Origin of the sequence: cyanobacterium endosymbiont of Epithemia turgida isolate EtSB Lake Yunoko, assembly GCF_000829235.1 — a bacterium.
GTDB lineage: Bacteria > Cyanobacteriota > Cyanobacteriia > Cyanobacteriales > Microcystaceae > Rippkaea.
Map to the genome: position 1 here is coordinate 2338634 of NZ_AP012549.1, position 19229 is coordinate 2357862.

Genomic DNA, 19229 nt, shown 5'->3' on the forward strand with positions numbered 1-19229 from the left:
GATGTCTCAGAGCCTACCTACTTAAATAGTAAATTTGTTCTAAATTTTTATCTTTTGTGTAAGAAGAGTAGCCGTTAGAAACAATTGTATTTTAATCAAAACTAATAACTCAACAAGTCTAAAAAAAGAAAAAAATTGTGATCTTATTGTTTAAATAAATACTAACACAATTGTTTGTTAATTAACTTTAAGTGAGACTAACTAATGTACTGGATAATTAAAAAAACAATTACTTTTCTATCGGTTTACTATGCTTATATGATGGAGTATCGTGCTGAAATATTTTTTTGGATTTTGTCAGGATCATTGCCTATTATTTTGATGGGAGTTTGGATAGAAGCAGCTACGCAAAATGAGTTAAGACTAAGTCCAGTTGAATTTGCTCGTTATTTTTTTTGCATTTTTCAAATAAGACAATTTACTAATGTTTGGGTGGTTTGGGATTTTGAGAAGGAAGTTTTGGAGGGTAGACTATCTTTTAAATTGTTGCATCCCCTTGATCCAGGTTGGCATCATGTAGCAAGACATATTGCAGAAAAAATTGCCCGACTGCCTTCAGTTATCTTTTTCACCATTTTATTTTTTTTGTTATATCCTCAAGCTTTTTGGATACCTGATTTCTTTCATTTTCTGTTAAGCTTTGTAGTCATAATTGCTGCATTTTTCCTAAATTTTTTAATTCAATATACTTTCGCTATGTTCACTTTTTGGACAGAAAGAGCCAGTGCTATTCAACAGTTTTGGAATTTAGCTTATGTTTTTCTTTCAGGAATGACAGCTCCTTTAGATATATTCCCTGATGGAGTTCGTGAGATAGTTATGTGGACTCCTATTGCCTATACTGCTTATTTCCCAGCAGCCTTATTAATGGCATTACCTGTGAATATTATTAATGGTTTATTGATTATGATGGGATGGTGTATTATCTTTTTTGTTGTTAATCGTTGGTTATGGCGACAGGGAACAAAACAATATTCCGGAATGGGAGGCTGATTGAAGATATTGCTAAATTATAGGTTCAATTACATACCATAAATTTAGCATAATCTACCTATTTTAGATTTTTTTACCTAAATTTACTCTAACAATTTAAGTTTGATCATCAGTAGATAAGATATTTTTCTATGTTTTAAGAGATTGAATATCTCCTGCAAATTTTAATATTCTCGAAGTAGAAAAAATATTGAGGATCTAAGACAAATGTGGAACAAAAATGAAGTCATACGTTTTCCTCAAATTAAAAATTTATCTCCTTCATTAATTTTGTCTGATTTGTTTTGCTTCAAAAAGCAACAAACAAATATAACTCATCGTCAAAACACTCAAAAATTTAAGCATAATATAATAACTATTATTATTGAAAACAGTAGCTCAGAAAACCTCTTTTTCAAAGAAAGTAAATCTTGGAATGGACAGACAGGAACTTATCAAATACCACAGCATATAAATCCTGGAGAGTTAGTTACCTTTGATGTCAGAAAAGATTCCCTTGGAAAAAATAAAGGAGTTGTAATCTACCAAATAATGGATCACTATCGCCAAGATTATTTACTGATAATAGGCTGGTCATATCTTAATAGTGTTAAGCTGATAAATCACGCTTTTATTAAACTTATGTTAATAAAAGATTACCAACAAACAAATTTTAAAAAAATTCAAAATTGGATTGATAATAGTAAAAGTCAATCTTGTTCAATTGTTAATAGATATTCAGCTTGCGCTAAAGCGATCACAAAAGGAAGTCTTCCCCTATGGGTTAATTGTCTTCATTGAATTCTATGTTAAGATATTTTTTAAAACGTTTTTTATTATTATAGCTAACTGAATCTAATTATCTTCTCAAACTATTTAAATATCTTCTCAAACTTCTCATAGTAACTGTTGAGTGTTTTTATGATTAGCTTTTTTTAAAATTTGTATCAAGTTGACAAATATCACTATTTTTTGATTAAAAGGAACGAAGTTTTTAGTTTAAACACTACAATTAATCCCTATTCAAAGCCAAGTAGCAAAATATTTAAACTTGTTAAACAAAAAATTATATTCTTTTCACTTAAATGAGTTTCTGCTTGACGGATAATCACATTAATATCAACACAAAACTCATAAGTATACTCTCTCGTACAAACCTGATTTTATTAGTAAATGTTAGCAATGATGCTCGTTCTATAGTCTCACTAAATTTGTAATACTGGATAACAGTATCATCACCATAATCAACACCGTCGTGATATTTATAACCTCCTAAAATATTTAACAATTCTCAATATATACAAATTTGATCACTACGTGTCCTAATCAATATAGTTAGTAAGCATTAATTATTCCTTCCCTAATCCTAATTCCAGTTTGAGTAACTGAATTGATTTATCTCCAATGTAATTTTCAGAACAAATGACATGAGGGGGACGAATGATGTCATCTCTAATAGCTCGAATAGCTTGTTTAACAATAGGATAACTAGCGGGATCACTAATAATTGTTTGGGCTGAACGAACTAATCCCCTAAGTTTAACATGGTCGCTTGCCTGAGCTGAAATTAATAATAAATCATCTCCCCGCAAGCTATGAATAAGGATTTCTGCTACAGTTAATATCCCTGGACTGAGACTAACAATCCCTAAACGGGTGTCTAAAGGCAAATCCTTAATAATAGTTAGTTCTTGACTGTAATCATAAATATTTAGAGGGATAACCCGGATGGCAAACGGAGACGCAATAGATTCGGCATCAGCAAAAAAATAGCTACTTGTAACTACGGTTCCTGATTTAGTTTCAATTAGAACCTGAGCTAATTCTTCGAGAGGAACTAATTGTACGGGAATCGCTAAAGCTTTTTCTAGTTCTTGTAATATCAACTCCCCTGCTCCTAAATCTTTAGTAGGAACTGTGACCAATACCTGCGCACTACAACGTAAACGCCAATCAAGAGCTGCTAGAAATAATTCCTTAACCTGAGAAATTGTTAATCCTTGCCACAACAACTCATCAAGGCTTTTTTGAACTAACTGACTAGCTTCAGGATATTGATCAAATACAGGAAAAGCAGGGAGTGTTCCCCCTTCATTTCCTTGAACCTTAACGTAGATACCTGAGCCAGCAATAGATTCTACTAGACTAGCTTCCTCCAATTGTTGATAGACTTTACTAATTGTGTTGCGATGAAGTCCTGTGATAGTAGCTAATTGTCGCGTACTGGGTAAGCGATGGCCCGGAGGGTATTGACGAGAAGCAATAGAAAAGCGAATTTGGTCAAATAACTGCTTAGAAGAGGGTATATCACTATCAGACTGTATTTGAAATTGAAGCATGTCAACCAAGTCGAGGTAAAAGTCAACAAGACAGCAAGACTTTAGATGTTATTTTATCGTGAACAGTTCCGCGGAAATATTATTAACGGAATATAAAGGCTAACATTACATATATATATGTATATATGTATATATATTTAGAATTATATTAGAATCTTAGAAAATAAAAATGAGTTTGGATACTATCAAATATGGACTGGAAACCTGCTTACCTCGAAGATAAAATTGGTGTTCACTTCAAAAATAGTGATCTTCTTTTTGAGTCTCTGATTCATCCGTCTTATGCTCAACAAATCAACCGATCTGAAAATAACAATGAGCGGCTAGAATATTTAGGGGAAAAAATTCTGGAGTTTATTATTACAAATTATCTCTATCAAAACTGTTCTTATCTAGCAGTAAGCAAACTAATTACTTTGCGTAATAAATTAGAAGAAAAAGAAAAGTTAACTGACCTTTGGTTTAAATTAGGGTTAGGAGAAGGCTTCCCTTTTTTGGCTATAAAAGATGAACGATATCACCTCCGTATTAAGCCGAATAATCCTTTTGAAAAAGCTCTCAAAGCATTAGTAGGAGCCATACATCTTGACAGAGGTTTGTCTCAGACCTATAATTGGGTTCAAAAACAGTTAATCGCTCCATTATTAGCCCGTCACTTAAAAAACATTAAACACAGATTAGAGCCCAAGAAACAACTTCAATTTTTAGGAGATGCTCTATTTAAGGCAATAGTTGCTGACTATTTGTATCGACTTTTTCCTTATGTTAATCCTTGTTTTTTAAGTAAAATTACCAAAAAGTTAGTCATTAAGGAACAACAAAATAACTACATTAATCAACTGACTCCAGAAGATTGGACAATCATTGATACTGAAAACGAAAACATAGATAAAAAATCATTTACTAGCTTGTTAGCTGCTATCTATCTTCACTTTGATCAGCAAAACAGTAAAATAAGCTTTCGAGAAACAGGTAATTGGTGGTTTAATAGATGTATTGATGAAGACGAAATTTGGCGTGAATTAATTATTTTACTCATCAAGGATGGGGTCACTCAAAAATGGATTATTCGTCAGGTAATGGGATATGAAAGTAAATATTATGACAAAGGTCGTGAACGTTTTCATGAACTAATTAAATCTTCAAAAATCGATAATGGAATAATAATAGATGATCACTACTAATAGAATAACTAAAAAATTTGATATTTATATTGCTGGAAATCAAGTCGAGTTCTAAATATGAATAAAAAACTCATTTGTTATAAATTTGGGGTAAAGACGACTCTAACTTGAATGTTATCTATAGAAAAATAGCTCACTACAAGAGTGATTTATATTGACGGCGATCACTTATTAGACATAATAATAGTAACTTCCGTTAAAAAAATGATATATTTTGCTAAAAATTTATTTTTTTCGGATAACTCAAATATTTGTAACTATTTGGACTATTTTATTAAACTTTAATTTTTTTATAACTTTGCTATATTACAAATATTTATCTTAGCTTTTAAATTATTGTTGATTGCTGTGTCAAGTACTTATTGCTAGATTTAAACATTGAGCAATATATAGTCATAAAAATAACTATAATTACTGTCATTAGTAGATTAGTTTAAATTTAGTTTAAGGAGATATAATTTTTTTGATAATTGCAGTTTTATTAAATTTATATATTATTTTTACTTACTTAATATTAGCAATCATCATTGTTGTATTTTTTAAAAAATCGGGACTTATTTTAGGTGTAAAGACAATTCAAACATCTATATTAGTTGTTGATATATATTTTATATATATCAACAACTAATTGGTTTATTTTTTCTAATTTTTCTTATATCTTGAGCAAAATTAGCTATTTAATCTAAAGTTATTTTTCGATAAAAGTTAACATTTAATGACTCTTAAAATTAATTAAGTATGTCAAAAAAAAATAAAAGGATTTAAGATAAAAATAATTTTGTAAATCAAAAATATAATTGTGGACGGTTCATAAGGTATAAAATATATAAATATGATACTATTTTTAACCAAGAATGTATTAAATTTATAGGTATAAAGTAGGTTAAGCCATATGAATTATTTCAAAAATCAGAAAATTTAGTTTATACCTATCTTTATAGATAATTTTATCTGTATATACTTTAGATTTTTTTTTATTCTTTATACTAGGATATAAGTGACATTACTTGAATTTTTGAAAAAATATATTTCATTATGACTGAAATATATTTACAGATTACCTAGAAAATTATATCCCCAGAAGAAAACTAATTTTAATTTAGTCATTTAAGTTGTGTTTTCTTGGTTAATTTGAGTAAATAAATTCTAATCTATAGGATTTTTTATTATCGCTTTTTTTAGAGTTATAAGTATTGCTATTTGTGTAAAATTTATCGCAAAAACATAATTATTAATAATAATTTTCAAGAGCAACTTATAGTATTGCTACAATTATAAAATATTAGTTTGACAAAGTTAAAATCATAATTTAAATAATTAAAATTAAAGTAAAAATATGACAAAGCTGACAATTATACGAAACAGTAACTACTAACAACAAAGATAGTTTGACTTTTTACCTAAAATTGAGATGAAATTTTTAAGGCAAATAGTAATAAACTATCAGTCAAATAACAAAAATTAAACCATTTTTTTAAAAAATTTTTTAGTCTTAAATATATTATAAGTTATTTGTAATTATTTTAATGCAAAAACACTGACTCAATTAAATATTGTTAATAATTTTTACCAACCTTTAGTTTATGATGTTGATTATGAGTAATTAAATGAAGTCTTTATTGATAACATTTTATAAAAAGTTATTTAGTTATAGGCTCCAATCTCTAAATAATTCATTAATTAAATTTCATGTAAATTCAGACATAGACTTACAATCATCTATTTGGCCTAAAATAAACTAAAAAATTAATTAGCATAGAGTTTCTGCTTTCCTTTCTTTTTATAACTTGTCGTCAAGCTAAAGTTTTACTAGGATAATAAAAACAAATCTACTACAATTAGTATAATAAAAATCAGATAGACTTTTATTGTCCTAATTTAGGATTCCTAATAACAAATAAACTATATTATAAATAATTTTTAATTAGTGTTTTTAAGACGTTAATATTAATGACTATATGTACCGAATTTAGCCGGAATAAAAAGACAAGGATGAAAAGCACAGATTAATATGTAATTTTTTCCTTGTCTCAACAGCTACAACTGGTCAGGCTTTATGTTCATTTTTAATGACACTTAAAGGATATGAACTGGTTGTTAATATTTTTTTTGTCTACTTAAATATGTTTTTAAACCATTTAACTAGATTTTTAAACCATTTAACTAGGGGATAAGTAGATTCCGGTTCTGAAGTTGAAGTATGTTCGTCAGTTAGCTGCGCCGAAGTATTTTTAGGAGGTTCGATGGGAACCAGTTCTGATTTTCTTTGAACTGTTACCAAAAACTGCCTTAACTTCTCTTCATTAGATACAGAAGCTTCTCTAGCTTGTTTAGCCTTTTGAGAAAAATTCACTTCCCCAATATAAGTTAGCCAGTTTTCTAAGTCTCCTCGGTTTAAGTAATTAATTCCCTCCTGGGGATAATCTTCACAGATTTTAATTAAATCTTCCACATTATTAGCCTGCCGACCATTACTAAATTTAAAGGGTTCTGTCATTGTTTTTTCCTAATCTACAAGGGAATGATAAATCTCACTGCTAATCTTAACGATTTTCCTGAAAATTAGTCATGGTAACATTTAGAAAAAACTCACAATTTCATCATTAAGTATTTAACTTAGGTTTAGAAAAAATAACAAGTCCATTATTAGATTATCTGTTTGTCCTCATAAATTAAGTTTTTTTATTCTGTGGTACGTTACTTTAAACTCAAAACTCAACCAACCTCCGTATTAATTTGTCAATACAAAAGATTATGATTATCACACATAAATATAATATTTACTATTTCACCATATTACGGGGTGGTTTTCTAATGGAGTAAAAATATGCAGCGATATGATGTCTCTAGAAATAGATCTATAAAAAAACAGGAAGAGAATCTTACTGTTTAACAAACATCGAGGAACTATTATTGCCCAATCATCCCCATTTTTAATGGGGATGAAATAAACCAATTCAGTCTCCATGACTAATGTTCTTCTCCAACTGAAATTTAACATTAGTTAATAGACATCACTGATTAATGTGTATCACATCGTTAATTATTTAGGTAACTAACTTAGGTAAAATGTATGCAGTTTAGGATACCATTGATAATCAGATTATGTTTTTAATCAAATGCTTCTTCGTTCATCTGATGTTTGGGAATATCGACATCGCTTAGTTAGTAATATTTCTCAACCATTGATTGTTAGATTCCATTAATTCCCCTTGTTATTAAAACAAACAGTAATCGTATCAAATAAATTATCCTCAATATAATTGATAATTCAGTAGAATACTCCGGGTGTAACGACCTTATTAGTCTTAAACTCTATCAGTATCAGGTCCAAAAAACCGCAAAGTTACAAGCATACGACTACGGTAAGGAAGTTCCTCTATCAGATTAAGCTCGAATTTATGAGCGATTTTATCTGAGCGATAAAGTTAGAAGTAACACTTCTAGAAGAACTAGAATTAAACTCTCCACTATTAGAACTTTGGTTGAAGGAATATGAGAAAATATTTAAGTAATTTCCAGAGTCAGTAGAAAAAAAATTTTTTACTGTTACTTTGTTTATCTTGTAGCAACCAAAATTGTGATTAGTTAGTTTAATAATATTTCTAACTAGGTAGACTTAAATAAGTATAAGAGAAAAAAATATTTATAAAAAGCAAGTATTAGATACCAGTCTGCCTAAAGATTTAACTAACATAATCAGAATACTAAACACTATCAAAGTTAACTCAAAACCAAATTATTTTCCTAGGGACAAGAACAAAAGCATAAGATTTATGTTTAAATATAGTAGAAATTCATGGAAAATACCTACTAGTAAAACTATTAAATAATACACATAAAAAGAAAATATATAGATATATAAAGCTGAAAAGTATTATTTTTTTATAATGAAATGACCAAGAATTTTGAGATATCTCATTTAAAATATTAGTGAAAACTAGAGTATTTGTACTATTATAGAAATAATATATAAACAGTTATCTTACTTAATGGTTAAGAATTATTTAATATTAAATATTTATCTGGATATAGTCAAAGTTTTCTTCATAAAATTGCTCAATAAATTAAATTGTTTTCCTTTACTTCCATAGACTATTTGAAGTAGATATGGGTCAGAGTTATAAACTATATTTATTAAATTTAGTTGGGTCAACAGCATTGTTTTCTACAACCCGAATTGATTCTTTAATTCCCAGAAGCTTGGTATTCTAATTCTAGAAGAAAGCGAGATATTATACTTTTGTCTGCAGCAAAAAATTACGCGCTCGGTAGTTACACGCCTCATCTAAAGTTATCTGATCTTGTTCTTGAAGATTCAGTAATGCTGTAGACTTGAGGTTCTAACTCCATTAATCAATAATCTATAACAATTGATTTGCAATTACTTTTCTCAAGCTTGCTGTCTACTTTATTGGTGCCGGACCGGGTGATCCAAACTTATTAACTCTCAAAGCACATAAAATTATTACTCAAGCTGATGTTATCTTCTACGCAGACTCCCTAATCACTAAACAAATTTTACAAGATGTGCGTCCTGATCCTCAATTAATCTCTACAGGTAGCAAAACTCTAGAGGAAATCATGACCTTGACTCAACAACAGCTAAAGAATAATTATGCCGTCGTTCGTCTGTATTCTGGGGATGTAACTATTTATAGTGCCATTCATGAACAAATACGGACTTGAGCAGAAAAAACATTCCTTTCAAATTAATCCTTGGAATTAGTGCCTTTCAAGCAGTAGCCGCTAAGTTAGGGACAGAATTAACTATCCCTGATCTAGTACAGACTATCATCTTAACCCGTATTAGTGGTTGTGTCTCAGCCGTTCCTGAAGCTGAAGAATTAGCCAGTTTATGCTTATATTTGTCTGCTCGTCACATCGAAACAGCCCAAGAAAACTAGACCATTATCCCTCTAATACCCCCATAGCAGTGTGTTTTCCTATTGGGTGTGGATGGACAGACGAGAAAATTTGCTTGGTTCCTCTAGAAAAAATGGCACAAGTTACGCGGGAAGAAAAGTGAATCCGAACTACCCTTTGTCTAATTAGTCCAGCATTAAACCCTAGTGTTTCAAGTCGATATCGTCTTTATCATCCTCAACATTCACACTTATTTAGTCCACAAATATAGAGAAAAATAGTATTAAAATGAAGGGTGCAACAAAAATCTTTATAATCGTTGATAGCAAAGATTACCATGCAGGGTTTACTCAAACGCATCTGGCAGTGGATTCAACAATTCTTTGGACAGCTTTTTGAAAAACGATCATCCAATATCAGTATTGATAGCAACTCGCAAGAGTCCAATCGTCCTCTGACAGATACGGATTACGAGTTTTTGTTTAGCCAGTTATTAGAAGGTATTGCTCACGGCTGGCACGAAGGGCGGGTTCTAAAATATTTTGAAGATTTGGGAAGACGAGGAAAATCAAAATCCTGGGTGGCTTGGTTAGAACGCTTTGGGGACAAAGCTATAGCATCTTCAGCCCCTAATCTACAATTAGCCGCCAGGATGATGCGTTTAGGAGAGTTGGGCCAATCTTTTCGAGAAACCGAAATGATTGGCAAAAAGTCTTATGAGATTGGACGAAAAATCTATGGACAAGAAGCAGAAAGTGGAATTTGGGAATACGAAGGCCCTGATATCGATGAGCAAATTATCTCAAAAGATGCTTCCCAGGACAATAGTTCTTATTTCCGAACTGACTTCCCTGAGGAAGTCACTCGAACCTTAACTATAGAAGAATTGCGTGAGCGTTTACAGCAAGATCCAACCTTAGCCAAACAACTCGCTCCTCAACTGGGAATGGAATCGAATAATCCTGAACAACTAATTGAGACCTTACTTGAGCGGTTTCAAAACGAAGCCGCTAAGCCTAAACAAATTAACTCTCCTCAAACAGAACAAGAATGGTTTAATCAAGGATTGCAACAAGCTAATCAAGGGGATTTAGAAGGGGCCATCGCTAGTTGGGATAAAGCTTTAGAAATTAATCCTTTCCTCTCTCAAGGATGGCATAATCGCGGCAGCGCTTTGAGCAATTTAGGCCGATTACATGAGGCAATCAACAGTTTTGATCGGGCAATTGTTCTCAATGCTGACGATCTTGAAGCTTGGAATTCTAAAGGAAATGCTCTATACAGACTAGAACAATGGGAAAAAGCAATCACCTGTTGGGATAAAGGTTTAAAATTACAGCCAAACTACTATCAAGGTTGGTACAATCGTGGTAGTGCCTTGGATAAATTAGGCAAAATAAAAGAGGCGATCACTAGTTACCGTAAAGCATTAGAAATTGAACCCAGTTTTAGGCTAGCTCAATCTAGGCTTAATGAATTATCTGAGGAGAGTTAATAGTTGATATTTAAATCTATGAATGTTTGTCAGAACAGGTTATGATGACTTAGGTTGAACCTTTCAACAGTTTAGTTTACCTTCATGACTTTCCAATTACGCGTTTATGTTCCTGATCATCCTTTGATTAAACATTGGTTAGGGGTCGCTCGTGATGCTAATACTCCGAACATCCTTTTTAAAACAGCAATGACAGAGCTAGGACGTTGGTTAACCTACGAAGCGACTCGCCACTGGTTGCCAACCTTGGAAACTACCATAAAAACTCCCATTGCTGACTCTCAAGCTACCTTGATTAATCCTCAAGTCACCATCGCCGTTGTTCCCCTTTTACGGGCAGGATTAGCCTTATTAGATGGAGCGCAAACTCTTCTGCCCTTAGCTTCAATCTATCATCTAGGGTTAGTTCACAATGAAGAAATCCTAGACGTTAGTTGTTATCTCAATAAATTGCCTCAACAATTTCACCCCGAAACCAGAATCGTCGTCTTAGAACCCATTTTAGCTACTGGGCGATCAATCACCGTTGCGATGGATAAAATAACTGAAAGGGGAGCAAATCCAGAATTGATGCGGATTATCTCCGTAGTAGCAGCTCCACCTGCGTTGCAAAAACTAAGTAAAAAATACCCTAATTTAAATATTTATACTGCCTTTATTGACAAAGGAATAAATGACAAGGGATATATTGTGCCAGGGTTGGGAAATGCGGGTGATCGTGCTTTTGGAACCTAAAATAATTAAAAATTTATTTGACCCAGTTTTTTCGGAGATTGAACATCATCAGAGTTATAAATTATGAATCAACGAGATGGATTTACCGGTGGATTTTTGGCAGGAACAATTGTCGGTGGTATAGTTGGTGGCATCATTGGAGCGCTAGTAGGATCACGTCTGGAAAAAAATCCTAAAGAAGATAATTCTTCTTTACTCAAATCAGCAAAAGATGAAAAACTAGACACTGAGGCTAATATTGAAATGGCACGTCGTCGCCTAGAAAATAAGATAGCTCAACTTAATTTAGCTATTGATGATGTCCGAGAGCAATTTGGACAAGTTGAACAACAAACCTTTGAATCAGAAACATTGACTAAAGAAAGCTAATAATTGATTAAATTGAGCTTTTTTAGAATTCAAGATTGACGATTTGCATCTTCTCTAAAATTCCTCCACTGAACCTGATGGAAATTACCTGGCAGTTTGCTGTATCTTACAAAGATATCTTAGTATTATAAGTTTGAAGAAACTGCTAGAATCGCTATTAACTGTCCCTAAAAGCGTAATGATTTTTGTCCAAAAATAGTCTTTGGACTCTATGATGCTTTTTATAATGTTCCTGAATATCCTAAACTTAGGGCAATGTTGTTGACTGGGACATACCCTTATACCGATGGAAAATATGCATTTTGTTTAGGGGGGGATCAAAGTATTAGGGGACAGGCGAAATATATAGATAATATTGGGATTCTCCATTTGAATATTTTTGAGCTGCAAAGTTTAATTCATTCTGTGCCTAAAGTAGTTATTGTTTTGATGGCTAGTTATGTCATTAGTGGGGTTATATTTCACATCTCATTTGTGCTCTAAACTAAGACGGCTGATAATACTTTCTTGATTAAACTCGATCTAAAGTCAGACGTGCTGACAAAAGGGTTTGTAGCAAGTTATTTAGCCCACATTGTGGTGTAGCAACAAGCTAGTAAGTTGAGCATTATACTGTCAATATATTGCTTAACAAGCTTTATAAATGAGGTTAGTTAGTTATGTAGTAAAAGTTGATCAGCTCGAAGAAGAAGGTATGATTTAGGCTGCCAAAAGCAGCTTTTAGTTCTGATTGCTACGGCCAAACTAAGTTATAAGAATTAGCAGTGAACACTATTGTATGAAAGAAAAGGGAGCCGAATAAAAATAAACTTTTAGAAAAACCTTTCCTCTAATTTTTAAAAATATTCTTGGTCTCCTTAAGTTTAGATCAGTGTAGTCAAAAAACAATTTTAAAAACCTAAACTATTTTAGTTTATGGGTTTTAATACAAATAAAAATATCATATAAATAATATCAACTATAAGTGTATAGGAATATTTGATTAAAGAGATAAGCTTACTGATTATTGTATCCTAGAAAATTTAGCAAAATATATTTTGATTATTATTCAAGATCAACAATTTTAATCTTTTTATAATTTTAATCTTTTCAGATTTATAAAAAATAGTTATGAGTTTTGGAATTTAATACACTAAATCAAAAAAAATTTTAGTTAAATAGTATTAATTTTAAGTCAAGTTTCGATCCTCTACATAAAAATACTATGTCTAATTTTTAACAAACTTTTATGTATAAGTTAACGAAAAATTTGTATAATAAACAGCATGTTATCTATAAATATAAATGAGAGAATATTTTAATATTCTGACTTATTTTTTTTCTAGATTTTACTAAATTTTAGTATAATTATTATTTAATAAACTTAACTTTACTCCCTATGAAATATTTTTTGACTAAATTACCTTCTAAAGTGATTAATTTACTGATTACTGTTATTGTTTTAACCGCAGTTATTCTTTATTTATATTTTATTAAATTTCAAGGGAATATCACAGGATTTTTTCGTATTGGTTCAATATTAGAACTTTCTCCTTTTCTTAATCCTGAAACTACTAAAATTTATCAAGGAGAAATTGGCTATGATGGACAGCAATTTCTTAGTTTAGCCCTCGATCCTTTTTTACAAAATTCTGAAACTATCAACACTCTTGACCATCCAATTTATCGCTACCGTAGAATTTTATATCCTTTGATTAGCTATCTCTTTAGTTTTGGTAATCGGACTTTAATTCCTTATATAATGGTTGCCATTAATTGCCTATCAATTATAGGTATCGTCTGGATTATTAGCTTGTATTTTCAATCGAATCAAGAGCAAAAATGGCAACCATTATTAACGTTATGTATTCCTGGTGTTTGGATAGTTCTTTCTTTAGGAACTGCTGATTTAGTCAGTAGCTTATTATTAATAGTTTCATTCCATTGTTATCGATATAACAAACCAATTTTGACAGCTTTTACTATTTCTTTGGCTTGTTTGACTAGAGAAACTTTACTATTAATATGGCTAGCTATTTTGTTTACTAGTATCATTCAACAGAAAAAAGAACAAAGTAAACAATTATTATGGGCTTGGATACCTCCGTTTTTATGGACAATTTATATTAGTGCTTTGAACTTATCAGGTACGGTTAGAGTAAAAGCCAACTTTGGTTATCCTTTTATGGGTATTTACAACAAATTTATTTCTCTATTCATGGGAGAATTTAAAGGAGAAAATTTATTTGAAGCTTATTTATTTATTCTAATTTTTATTATTTTTATAACTATATTTGCAATTAGTGCATTTCATCGTAAAGATAATCAATTAATTCAATTTAGCGCCCTTCTATACGGTGCTATGTTTGTGATGAGTAGCATGACAATACTGAGCTATTATTTAGATTATTCACGCGTTTTTATAGATATTTATTTTTTCTTGTTGTTGAGTATTAATACTAATAAAGTTCCTATTAAATCAATTTTATTTTTAGCTTTAGGATTAGGAAGTTTTGCTTTTTTAGCTTTACATTTTTAACTCTAAATTTATTTACGACAATCTACTTTGGCTTTTTTATTTAATTTATGATAGTAGTTATTAAATATTTAGTAGTCGTTCTGGACAATAAAAACCTTTAAAAATAAGAACTCTAAATTTTAAAAATTAATATCGATCATTGATAAATCTTTATCATTTTTTTATTAAATTTACTTTTTAATATATAAATTTATTTATTTTTTTTCTGTCAATAAATTAAATATACTAATTTTTCAGGATAGTTTTCTAGATTTTAATTATGTACCCTTTAATAATTTAACTTTTTATAAAAAATAAGTTATTTTTTACATTTACTTACATCTATAAAATTGATGATGTAATAATCATAATTATTTATAAATAATAGTTTATATGACTAATAAAGCCTTTGTAAGGCAACTTTAATTATACTGAATATATAATGCTAATTAACTAGTAAAATGCTAAATTAACAATTTTCTATGTTATTGATTAATACGATCAATTAATAACATAGAAAATACTGTTTTTATTTTTCTATTTAAAAATTTTTATTTGATTATATAATTGAGTATTAACTTATTTAATTATAGAAACATATTTGCCCCTACTGCCGTCAATAATATTAATTTACTCAAAATATTTTTTTGTATTTTTTAAAGCTCTATACAATTTTTATTTGAAATCTTATTTATAAAGCTTCTAGTATTTTATTTTTCTTTTTAAAATACTTAATTGCTATATTTTTATACTCACTATCTTATTTTTAAAATACGGCAATTTTATTAATTGCTGACTGTCTTGAATTTAAAATATTCAATTTTTTATCTGTAATTCGTGGACTAAATCTTTGAGTATTGTCTCTATTTATTACTCACTCTATTATTTTTTTAAACATTTTTACTTTTACTAGTATAAGGACTCTTTAATAATTTTTATCTAAAATATTTTAGTATATGTTCTTTTTTAGAAAAAATTTACTTTAATGTTTATTCGTTTCCAGATTAACTACGTTTCATTGGAATACAAGCTATCTTTAGATAGACAGCTCTCTCTGCCTAAGGTAAATTTTTACATAGTTAATTTATTATTTTGGGAGAAAGTTTTTTGTTAGTTAATCCACAATGAATACAAGTTACTGTTTGGTCTATTTTATCAGCCAATAACACTATTTCTATCTGACTTGAGATCTAAATTAATTTATAAGCATAATTTCTAGGTTAATAAATAGGATTTAAGAATAGGTTTTCAAAAATTATGTCGTCAAGTGACTAACCTCTAATTCTTCTGTTTATATTTTTTTAGAGCAACTCCTTTCCTCGATATTTTCTTTAACTGCTTTAGCTAAATTATATTTATATCTCAATATTTTTACGGCAATTTTATTAATTTTTATTTGCTGTAATTATTTTTCTATTATATTCAGTTTTGTACTATAAATTAGTAGATAAATATGAATATAATTCTTTGACTTTTTATTGGTTCAGTTTAGTTTTAAATAAATTGCTTTTAGACACTAAGTTATTATCAATAATATAATTATATTAATAATTAATGTAATTATTAATATACAAAGCTATTAAAGATAATCTATAGTATTCTTTGAATTATTTTTTTTTATTCCACCTTTCAGGAAGTTTAAAATTATTATATCTCTTAAATAATTTATCTGATAATTATTTTTTTTTATTTTTCTATGGGTTTATATATTTTGAAATTTATTTGACTTTTTATATTATTGTATTTAAACACAATACTTTTATGTTCATTCTAGTAATAGAGATAATTTTTTTGTAGTGATCCAGTTTTTATAGTTATTACCATTTTAATTCTGTTGGCTAAATTTTTAAAAAAGCTGACATCTAGAGTACTCTTTTTTCACTACTCTAGATGTCAGCTTTTTTAAATTCACCTATTTAATAAAACGAACTAAAGATTTTAGTCAAGAGAGTTTGAGCTATTATAGAAATATTGTCGAGAAAAGCGTGTTCCTTACATAGGAACTTGACAATGACTAAACAAATGGGTTTATCTTTCCCCAGAAAAGTGAGACTGAGGTTATTCATCAAGATATTGTGTCCTTCATAGGAATTGTCTTGAGTGGTTCTTTGTGAGACTTCTAAAATTATCGGAAAATTTAATATTTATTGATAGAGAATTTTTCTGGCTAAACAACAGTCTTGGACTATTTGGTCTTTAAGTTTATCAAGGGAAATAAATTGTTGTTCAGGACGTAAAAATTCCTCCAATTCGACTGTTAAAGATTGTTGGTATAAGTCCCCTGACCAATCTAAGATATGAACTTCTACCATAGGAGTTTTTCCTGCAACAGTGGGGCGAAAACCAAAATTCATCAAGCCTTTTAGCGTTTCTTTTCGGTTTATTTTCACTCGAACTGCATATACCCCCTGTCGAGGTAACAACTTATCTGGGGGAAGTCTAAGATTAGCTGTTGGAAAGCCAATAGTCCTTCCTAATTGCTGTCCTTTAATCACTGTTCCTATTAAAGAATAAGAATAGCCTAACATCTGTTTTGCTTGTGTTACCTTTCCTTCTGCAAGACATCGACGAATTAAAGAACTACTAATGCGCTGTTTTAGACCTGAATAAGTTTTTAAGGAAGTAATATGAACTGGTATTCCAAAAGAAGCGGCAATTTCACTTAAATCTTTAGCTGTTCCCATTCGTTTATGTCCAAAGCGAAAATCTTCCCCGACACTTATTTGTTGAACTCGGAGACGTTTTACTAATATCTGTGCTACAAATTCCTGGGGACTTAAGGCAGCTAATTCTCGGTCAAAGGTTAATCTAACTAATTGTTGTATTTCTAGATATTTTAGCAGTTTTATTTTTTCGGATAAAGGAGTAAGAAGTTGTCGAGTTTGTCCCGTAAAAAATTCTTGAGGGTGTGGGGTAAAGGTAACAACAGTAGAGTAAGATGAGATTGTTTCAATTGAGGAAAGACAAATGGGTTGTAAAACGTTTCTGTGTCCTAAGTGGAGACCATCAAAATTGCCAAGAGCAATCACAGTTGGTGTTAAGATATTGGCGGTTGATGAAGTTACCCATACACTTGATTGAGTATACATTGTTGCTGAAATTTAAGCTAGAGAAGAACGCTAAAAACACGCCGACAAGGAGCGCAGTTTATATCGCTTTCTCAATAGTCTATCCCAGTTTCACTGATTAGCTCTTACCCAAGTTATGAATAATTTAGAGGGTTTTTATAACTCTTTTTTAATAAAGTGAATTTCAAGAAGTGTAAAATACAAAAGTAGTCAAAAAAGAGTGCTCTAGATGTCAGCTTTTTTAAAAATTTAGCCAACAGAATTAAAATGGTAATAATTATAAAACCTGGATCACTACAAAAAAATTATCTCTACTACTAGAATGAACATAAAAGTATTGTGTTTAAACACAATAATATAAAAAGTCAAATAAATTTCAAAATATATAAACCCATAGAAAAATAAAAAAAAATAATTATCAGATAAATTATTTAAGAGATATAATAATTTTAAACTCCCTAAAAGGTGGAATAAAAAAAAATAATTCAAAGAATACTATAGATTATATTGGAATTGGTTTCGTAAAAAAGAAAATAAATTAATATATGTTTAACAAAAAATATAATTTGGCTAAAGCAATTAAACAAGACCTTGATAAAAAACTAATAAAAAAATATTAATTAAAACAACATATACTTAACCCTAGCTATTTAGATATAGACATATAAAATATTTTTTTCACGTTTATTTAGAGTCAAATACCTATTATCCCACTATCTAATTATTTAGATTCGTCTTCAAAGAAAAACAATTGTAAAGAAATTGATAAGATCAGTTATGGTTAATCTGTTGTGGCTTAAAATAAATAATGTTTAAGACTGCCTGGTCATCTATTGTTTCTCGATTTAACCTGCTTTCTCTCGTCATTATACTGGCAATCTCTTTTTGGTCTATTAGTATTGGTTGGGGAATTACCCACATTTTACATACATTCACCGAAAATGAACCTATGGCGATTGCTGCATCCCCTAATGATGGTGTTTCTGCACGATATCAAGCAGGACGGGAGTTTTATATAAAAACCTGTTCAGCTTGTCATATTGCGTTACCTCCAGAGGTTTTACCTAGTGAAACTTGGAAGAAATTATTAGAAAATCCGAACAAACATTATGGGACTTCAGTTCCCAATTTGATTCGTCTGGGACAACTATTGATGTGGGATTATCTGCAAACATCTTCCCGTACTCTACCCGCTAAGGACGAACCAATTCCTTTTTATGTGGAGCAATCACGTTATTTTAGGATCCTTCATCCTCGGGTTAAGTTTAAGGAAACTGTTACTCATAGAAGTTGTATTATTTGTCATCGAGGAGTAGAAAATTTTGATTTTCGGACGTTAACCCCAGAATGGGAGAACTCGCCTTAGACAGCAATATCTTTCAGTTTTATCAATGCCCCAAACATAACATCTAATACAATATTTTCTGTAACATGATTATCAAAAAGTTTTTCAGTATATCAGGAAATATTTAATAAAACGTTTGCCAAATAATAACCAGTTCAAATAACCTGAGTCCTACGAGATTAAAAAATACTGTTGTTATTCTCTATACTTAAGTTATATAAAACGAGGTTGATAATTATCTAACATGATAAGCAGTTGCAATAGAATAAAAAGACGATGCTGTTCACATCTTTAATATAAATTATCTATAGTACAAAACACTTTATTAGGATTGATACAAAATTTTATATCTATGACAC

Annotated in this window: 11 protein-coding genes and 2 pseudogenes; 10 read left to right on the plus strand and 3 right to left on the minus strand. The window is 30.0% G+C overall.

Annotated features, from left to right (window positions below):
- Nucleotides 1-204 precede the first annotated feature (204 nt).
- Nucleotides 205-993 (plus strand): ABC transporter permease, encoded by a 789-nt coding sequence (locus ETSB_RS07300; RefSeq protein ID WP_044107177.1) that lies wholly within the window; start codon nt 205-207, stop codon nt 991-993.
- Between the two features lie 207 nt (nt 994-1200).
- Nucleotides 1201-1773, plus strand: coding sequence for a hypothetical protein (locus ETSB_RS07305; RefSeq protein ID WP_044107179.1), 573 nt, complete (start codon nt 1201-1203; stop codon nt 1771-1773).
- 548 nt (nt 1774-2321) lie between these two features.
- Here the strand turns inward: ETSB_RS07305 and ETSB_RS07310 are convergent.
- On the minus strand, nt 2322-3311 hold the full coding sequence (locus ETSB_RS07310; protein ID WP_044107180.1) for a GntR family transcriptional regulator: 990 nt from the start codon (nt 3309-3311) through the stop codon (nt 2322-2324).
- Between the two features lie 191 nt (nt 3312-3502).
- Here ETSB_RS07310 and ETSB_RS07315 point away from each other — a divergent pair, with 191 nt between their 5' ends.
- The gene (locus tag ETSB_RS07315) at nt 3503-4495 is read left to right on the plus strand and encodes a ribonuclease III domain-containing protein (protein ID WP_044107181.1); all 993 of its coding nucleotides are present in this window, start codon (nt 3503-3505) and stop codon (nt 4493-4495) included.
- A 2113-nt stretch (nt 4496-6608) separates the two neighbouring features.
- On the opposite strand, the gene ETSB_RS07320 is transcribed toward ETSB_RS07315, so the two are convergent.
- Nucleotides 6609-6992, minus strand: coding sequence for a hypothetical protein (locus tag ETSB_RS07320; RefSeq protein ID WP_044107183.1), 384 nt, complete (start codon nt 6990-6992; stop codon nt 6609-6611).
- A gap of 1886 nt (nt 6993-8878) precedes the next feature.
- On the opposite strand from ETSB_RS07320, the pseudogene ETSB_RS07325 reads away from it, so the two are divergent.
- The 6 genes and pseudogenes from ETSB_RS07325 (at nt 8879) to ETSB_RS07350 (ending at nt 14478) form a co-directional block, all read left to right on the plus strand.
- Nucleotides 8879-9632: pseudogene (locus ETSB_RS07325) on the plus strand (cobalt-precorrin-4/precorrin-4 C(11)-methyltransferase).
- Between the two features lie 66 nt (nt 9633-9698).
- Nucleotides 9699-10856: a tetratricopeptide repeat protein gene (locus ETSB_RS07330; RefSeq protein ID WP_044107184.1), complete on the plus strand. Its 1158-nt coding sequence runs from the start codon at nt 9699-9701 to the stop codon at nt 10854-10856.
- A gap of 84 nt (nt 10857-10940) precedes the next feature.
- Complete coding sequence (upp, locus tag ETSB_RS07335; protein WP_044107185.1) at nt 10941-11591, plus strand: uracil phosphoribosyltransferase; 651 nt, start codon at nt 10941-10943, stop codon at nt 11589-11591.
- Nucleotides 11592-11654: 63 nt separating this feature from the next.
- Entirely contained in the window at nt 11655-11960 is a 306-nt protein-coding gene (locus tag ETSB_RS07340; RefSeq protein WP_044107186.1) for a hypothetical protein, read from the plus strand.
- A 186-nt stretch (nt 11961-12146) separates the two neighbouring features.
- Nucleotides 12147-12443 (plus strand): annotated as a pseudogene (locus ETSB_RS09405) (enoyl-CoA hydratase-related protein); the annotation flags it as partial.
- A 907-nt stretch (nt 12444-13350) separates the two neighbouring features.
- On the plus strand, nt 13351-14478 hold the full coding sequence (locus ETSB_RS07350) for an AZOBR_p60025 family cell surface glycopolymer formation protein (RefSeq protein ID WP_408643787.1): 1128 nt from the start codon (nt 13351-13353) through the stop codon (nt 14476-14478).
- Nucleotides 14479-16601: 2123 nt separating this feature from the next.
- On the opposite strand, the gene ETSB_RS07355 is transcribed toward ETSB_RS07350, so the two are convergent.
- Nucleotides 16602-17546: a bifunctional riboflavin kinase/FAD synthetase gene (locus tag ETSB_RS07355; RefSeq protein ID WP_044107188.1), complete on the minus strand. Its 945-nt coding sequence runs from the start codon at nt 17544-17546 to the stop codon at nt 16602-16604.
- A gap of 787 nt (nt 17547-18333) precedes the next feature.
- On the opposite strand from ETSB_RS07355, the gene ETSB_RS07360 reads away from it, so the two are divergent.
- Nucleotides 18334-18891: a cytochrome gene (locus ETSB_RS07360; protein ID WP_044107189.1), complete on the plus strand. Its 558-nt coding sequence runs from the start codon at nt 18334-18336 to the stop codon at nt 18889-18891.
- Nucleotides 18892-19229 lie beyond the last annotated feature (338 nt).

Bases quoted from the DNA above. Each gene is read 5' to 3' on its own strand.
- ETSB_RS07320 (WP_044107183.1), bottom strand. From the start codon at position 6,992: ATGACAGAACCCTTTAAATTTAGTAATGGTCGGCAGGCTAATAATGTG.
- ETSB_RS07305 (WP_044107179.1), top strand. From the start codon at position 1,201: ATGTGGAACAAAAATGAAGTCATACGTTTTCCTCAAATTAAAAATTTA.
- ETSB_RS07300 (WP_044107177.1), top strand. From the start codon at position 205: ATGTACTGGATAATTAAAAAAACAATTACTTTTCTATCGGTTTACTAT.
- upp (WP_044107185.1), top strand. From the start codon at position 10,941: ATGACTTTCCAATTACGCGTTTATGTTCCTGATCATCCTTTGATTAAA.
- ETSB_RS07355 (WP_044107188.1), bottom strand. From the start codon at position 17,546: ATGTATACTCAATCAAGTGTATGGGTAACTTCATCAACCGCCAATATC.
- ETSB_RS07315 (WP_044107181.1), top strand. From the start codon at position 3,503: ATGGACTGGAAACCTGCTTACCTCGAAGATAAAATTGGTGTTCACTTC.
- ETSB_RS07340 (WP_044107186.1), top strand. From the start codon at position 11,655: ATGAATCAACGAGATGGATTTACCGGTGGATTTTTGGCAGGAACAATT.
- ETSB_RS07310 (WP_044107180.1), bottom strand. From the start codon at position 3,311: ATGCTTCAATTTCAAATACAGTCTGATAGTGATATACCCTCTTCTAAG.
- ETSB_RS07330 (WP_044107184.1), top strand. From the start codon at position 9,699: ATGCAGGGTTTACTCAAACGCATCTGGCAGTGGATTCAACAATTCTTT.
- ETSB_RS07360 (WP_044107189.1), top strand. From the start codon at position 18,334: ATGTTTAAGACTGCCTGGTCATCTATTGTTTCTCGATTTAACCTGCTT.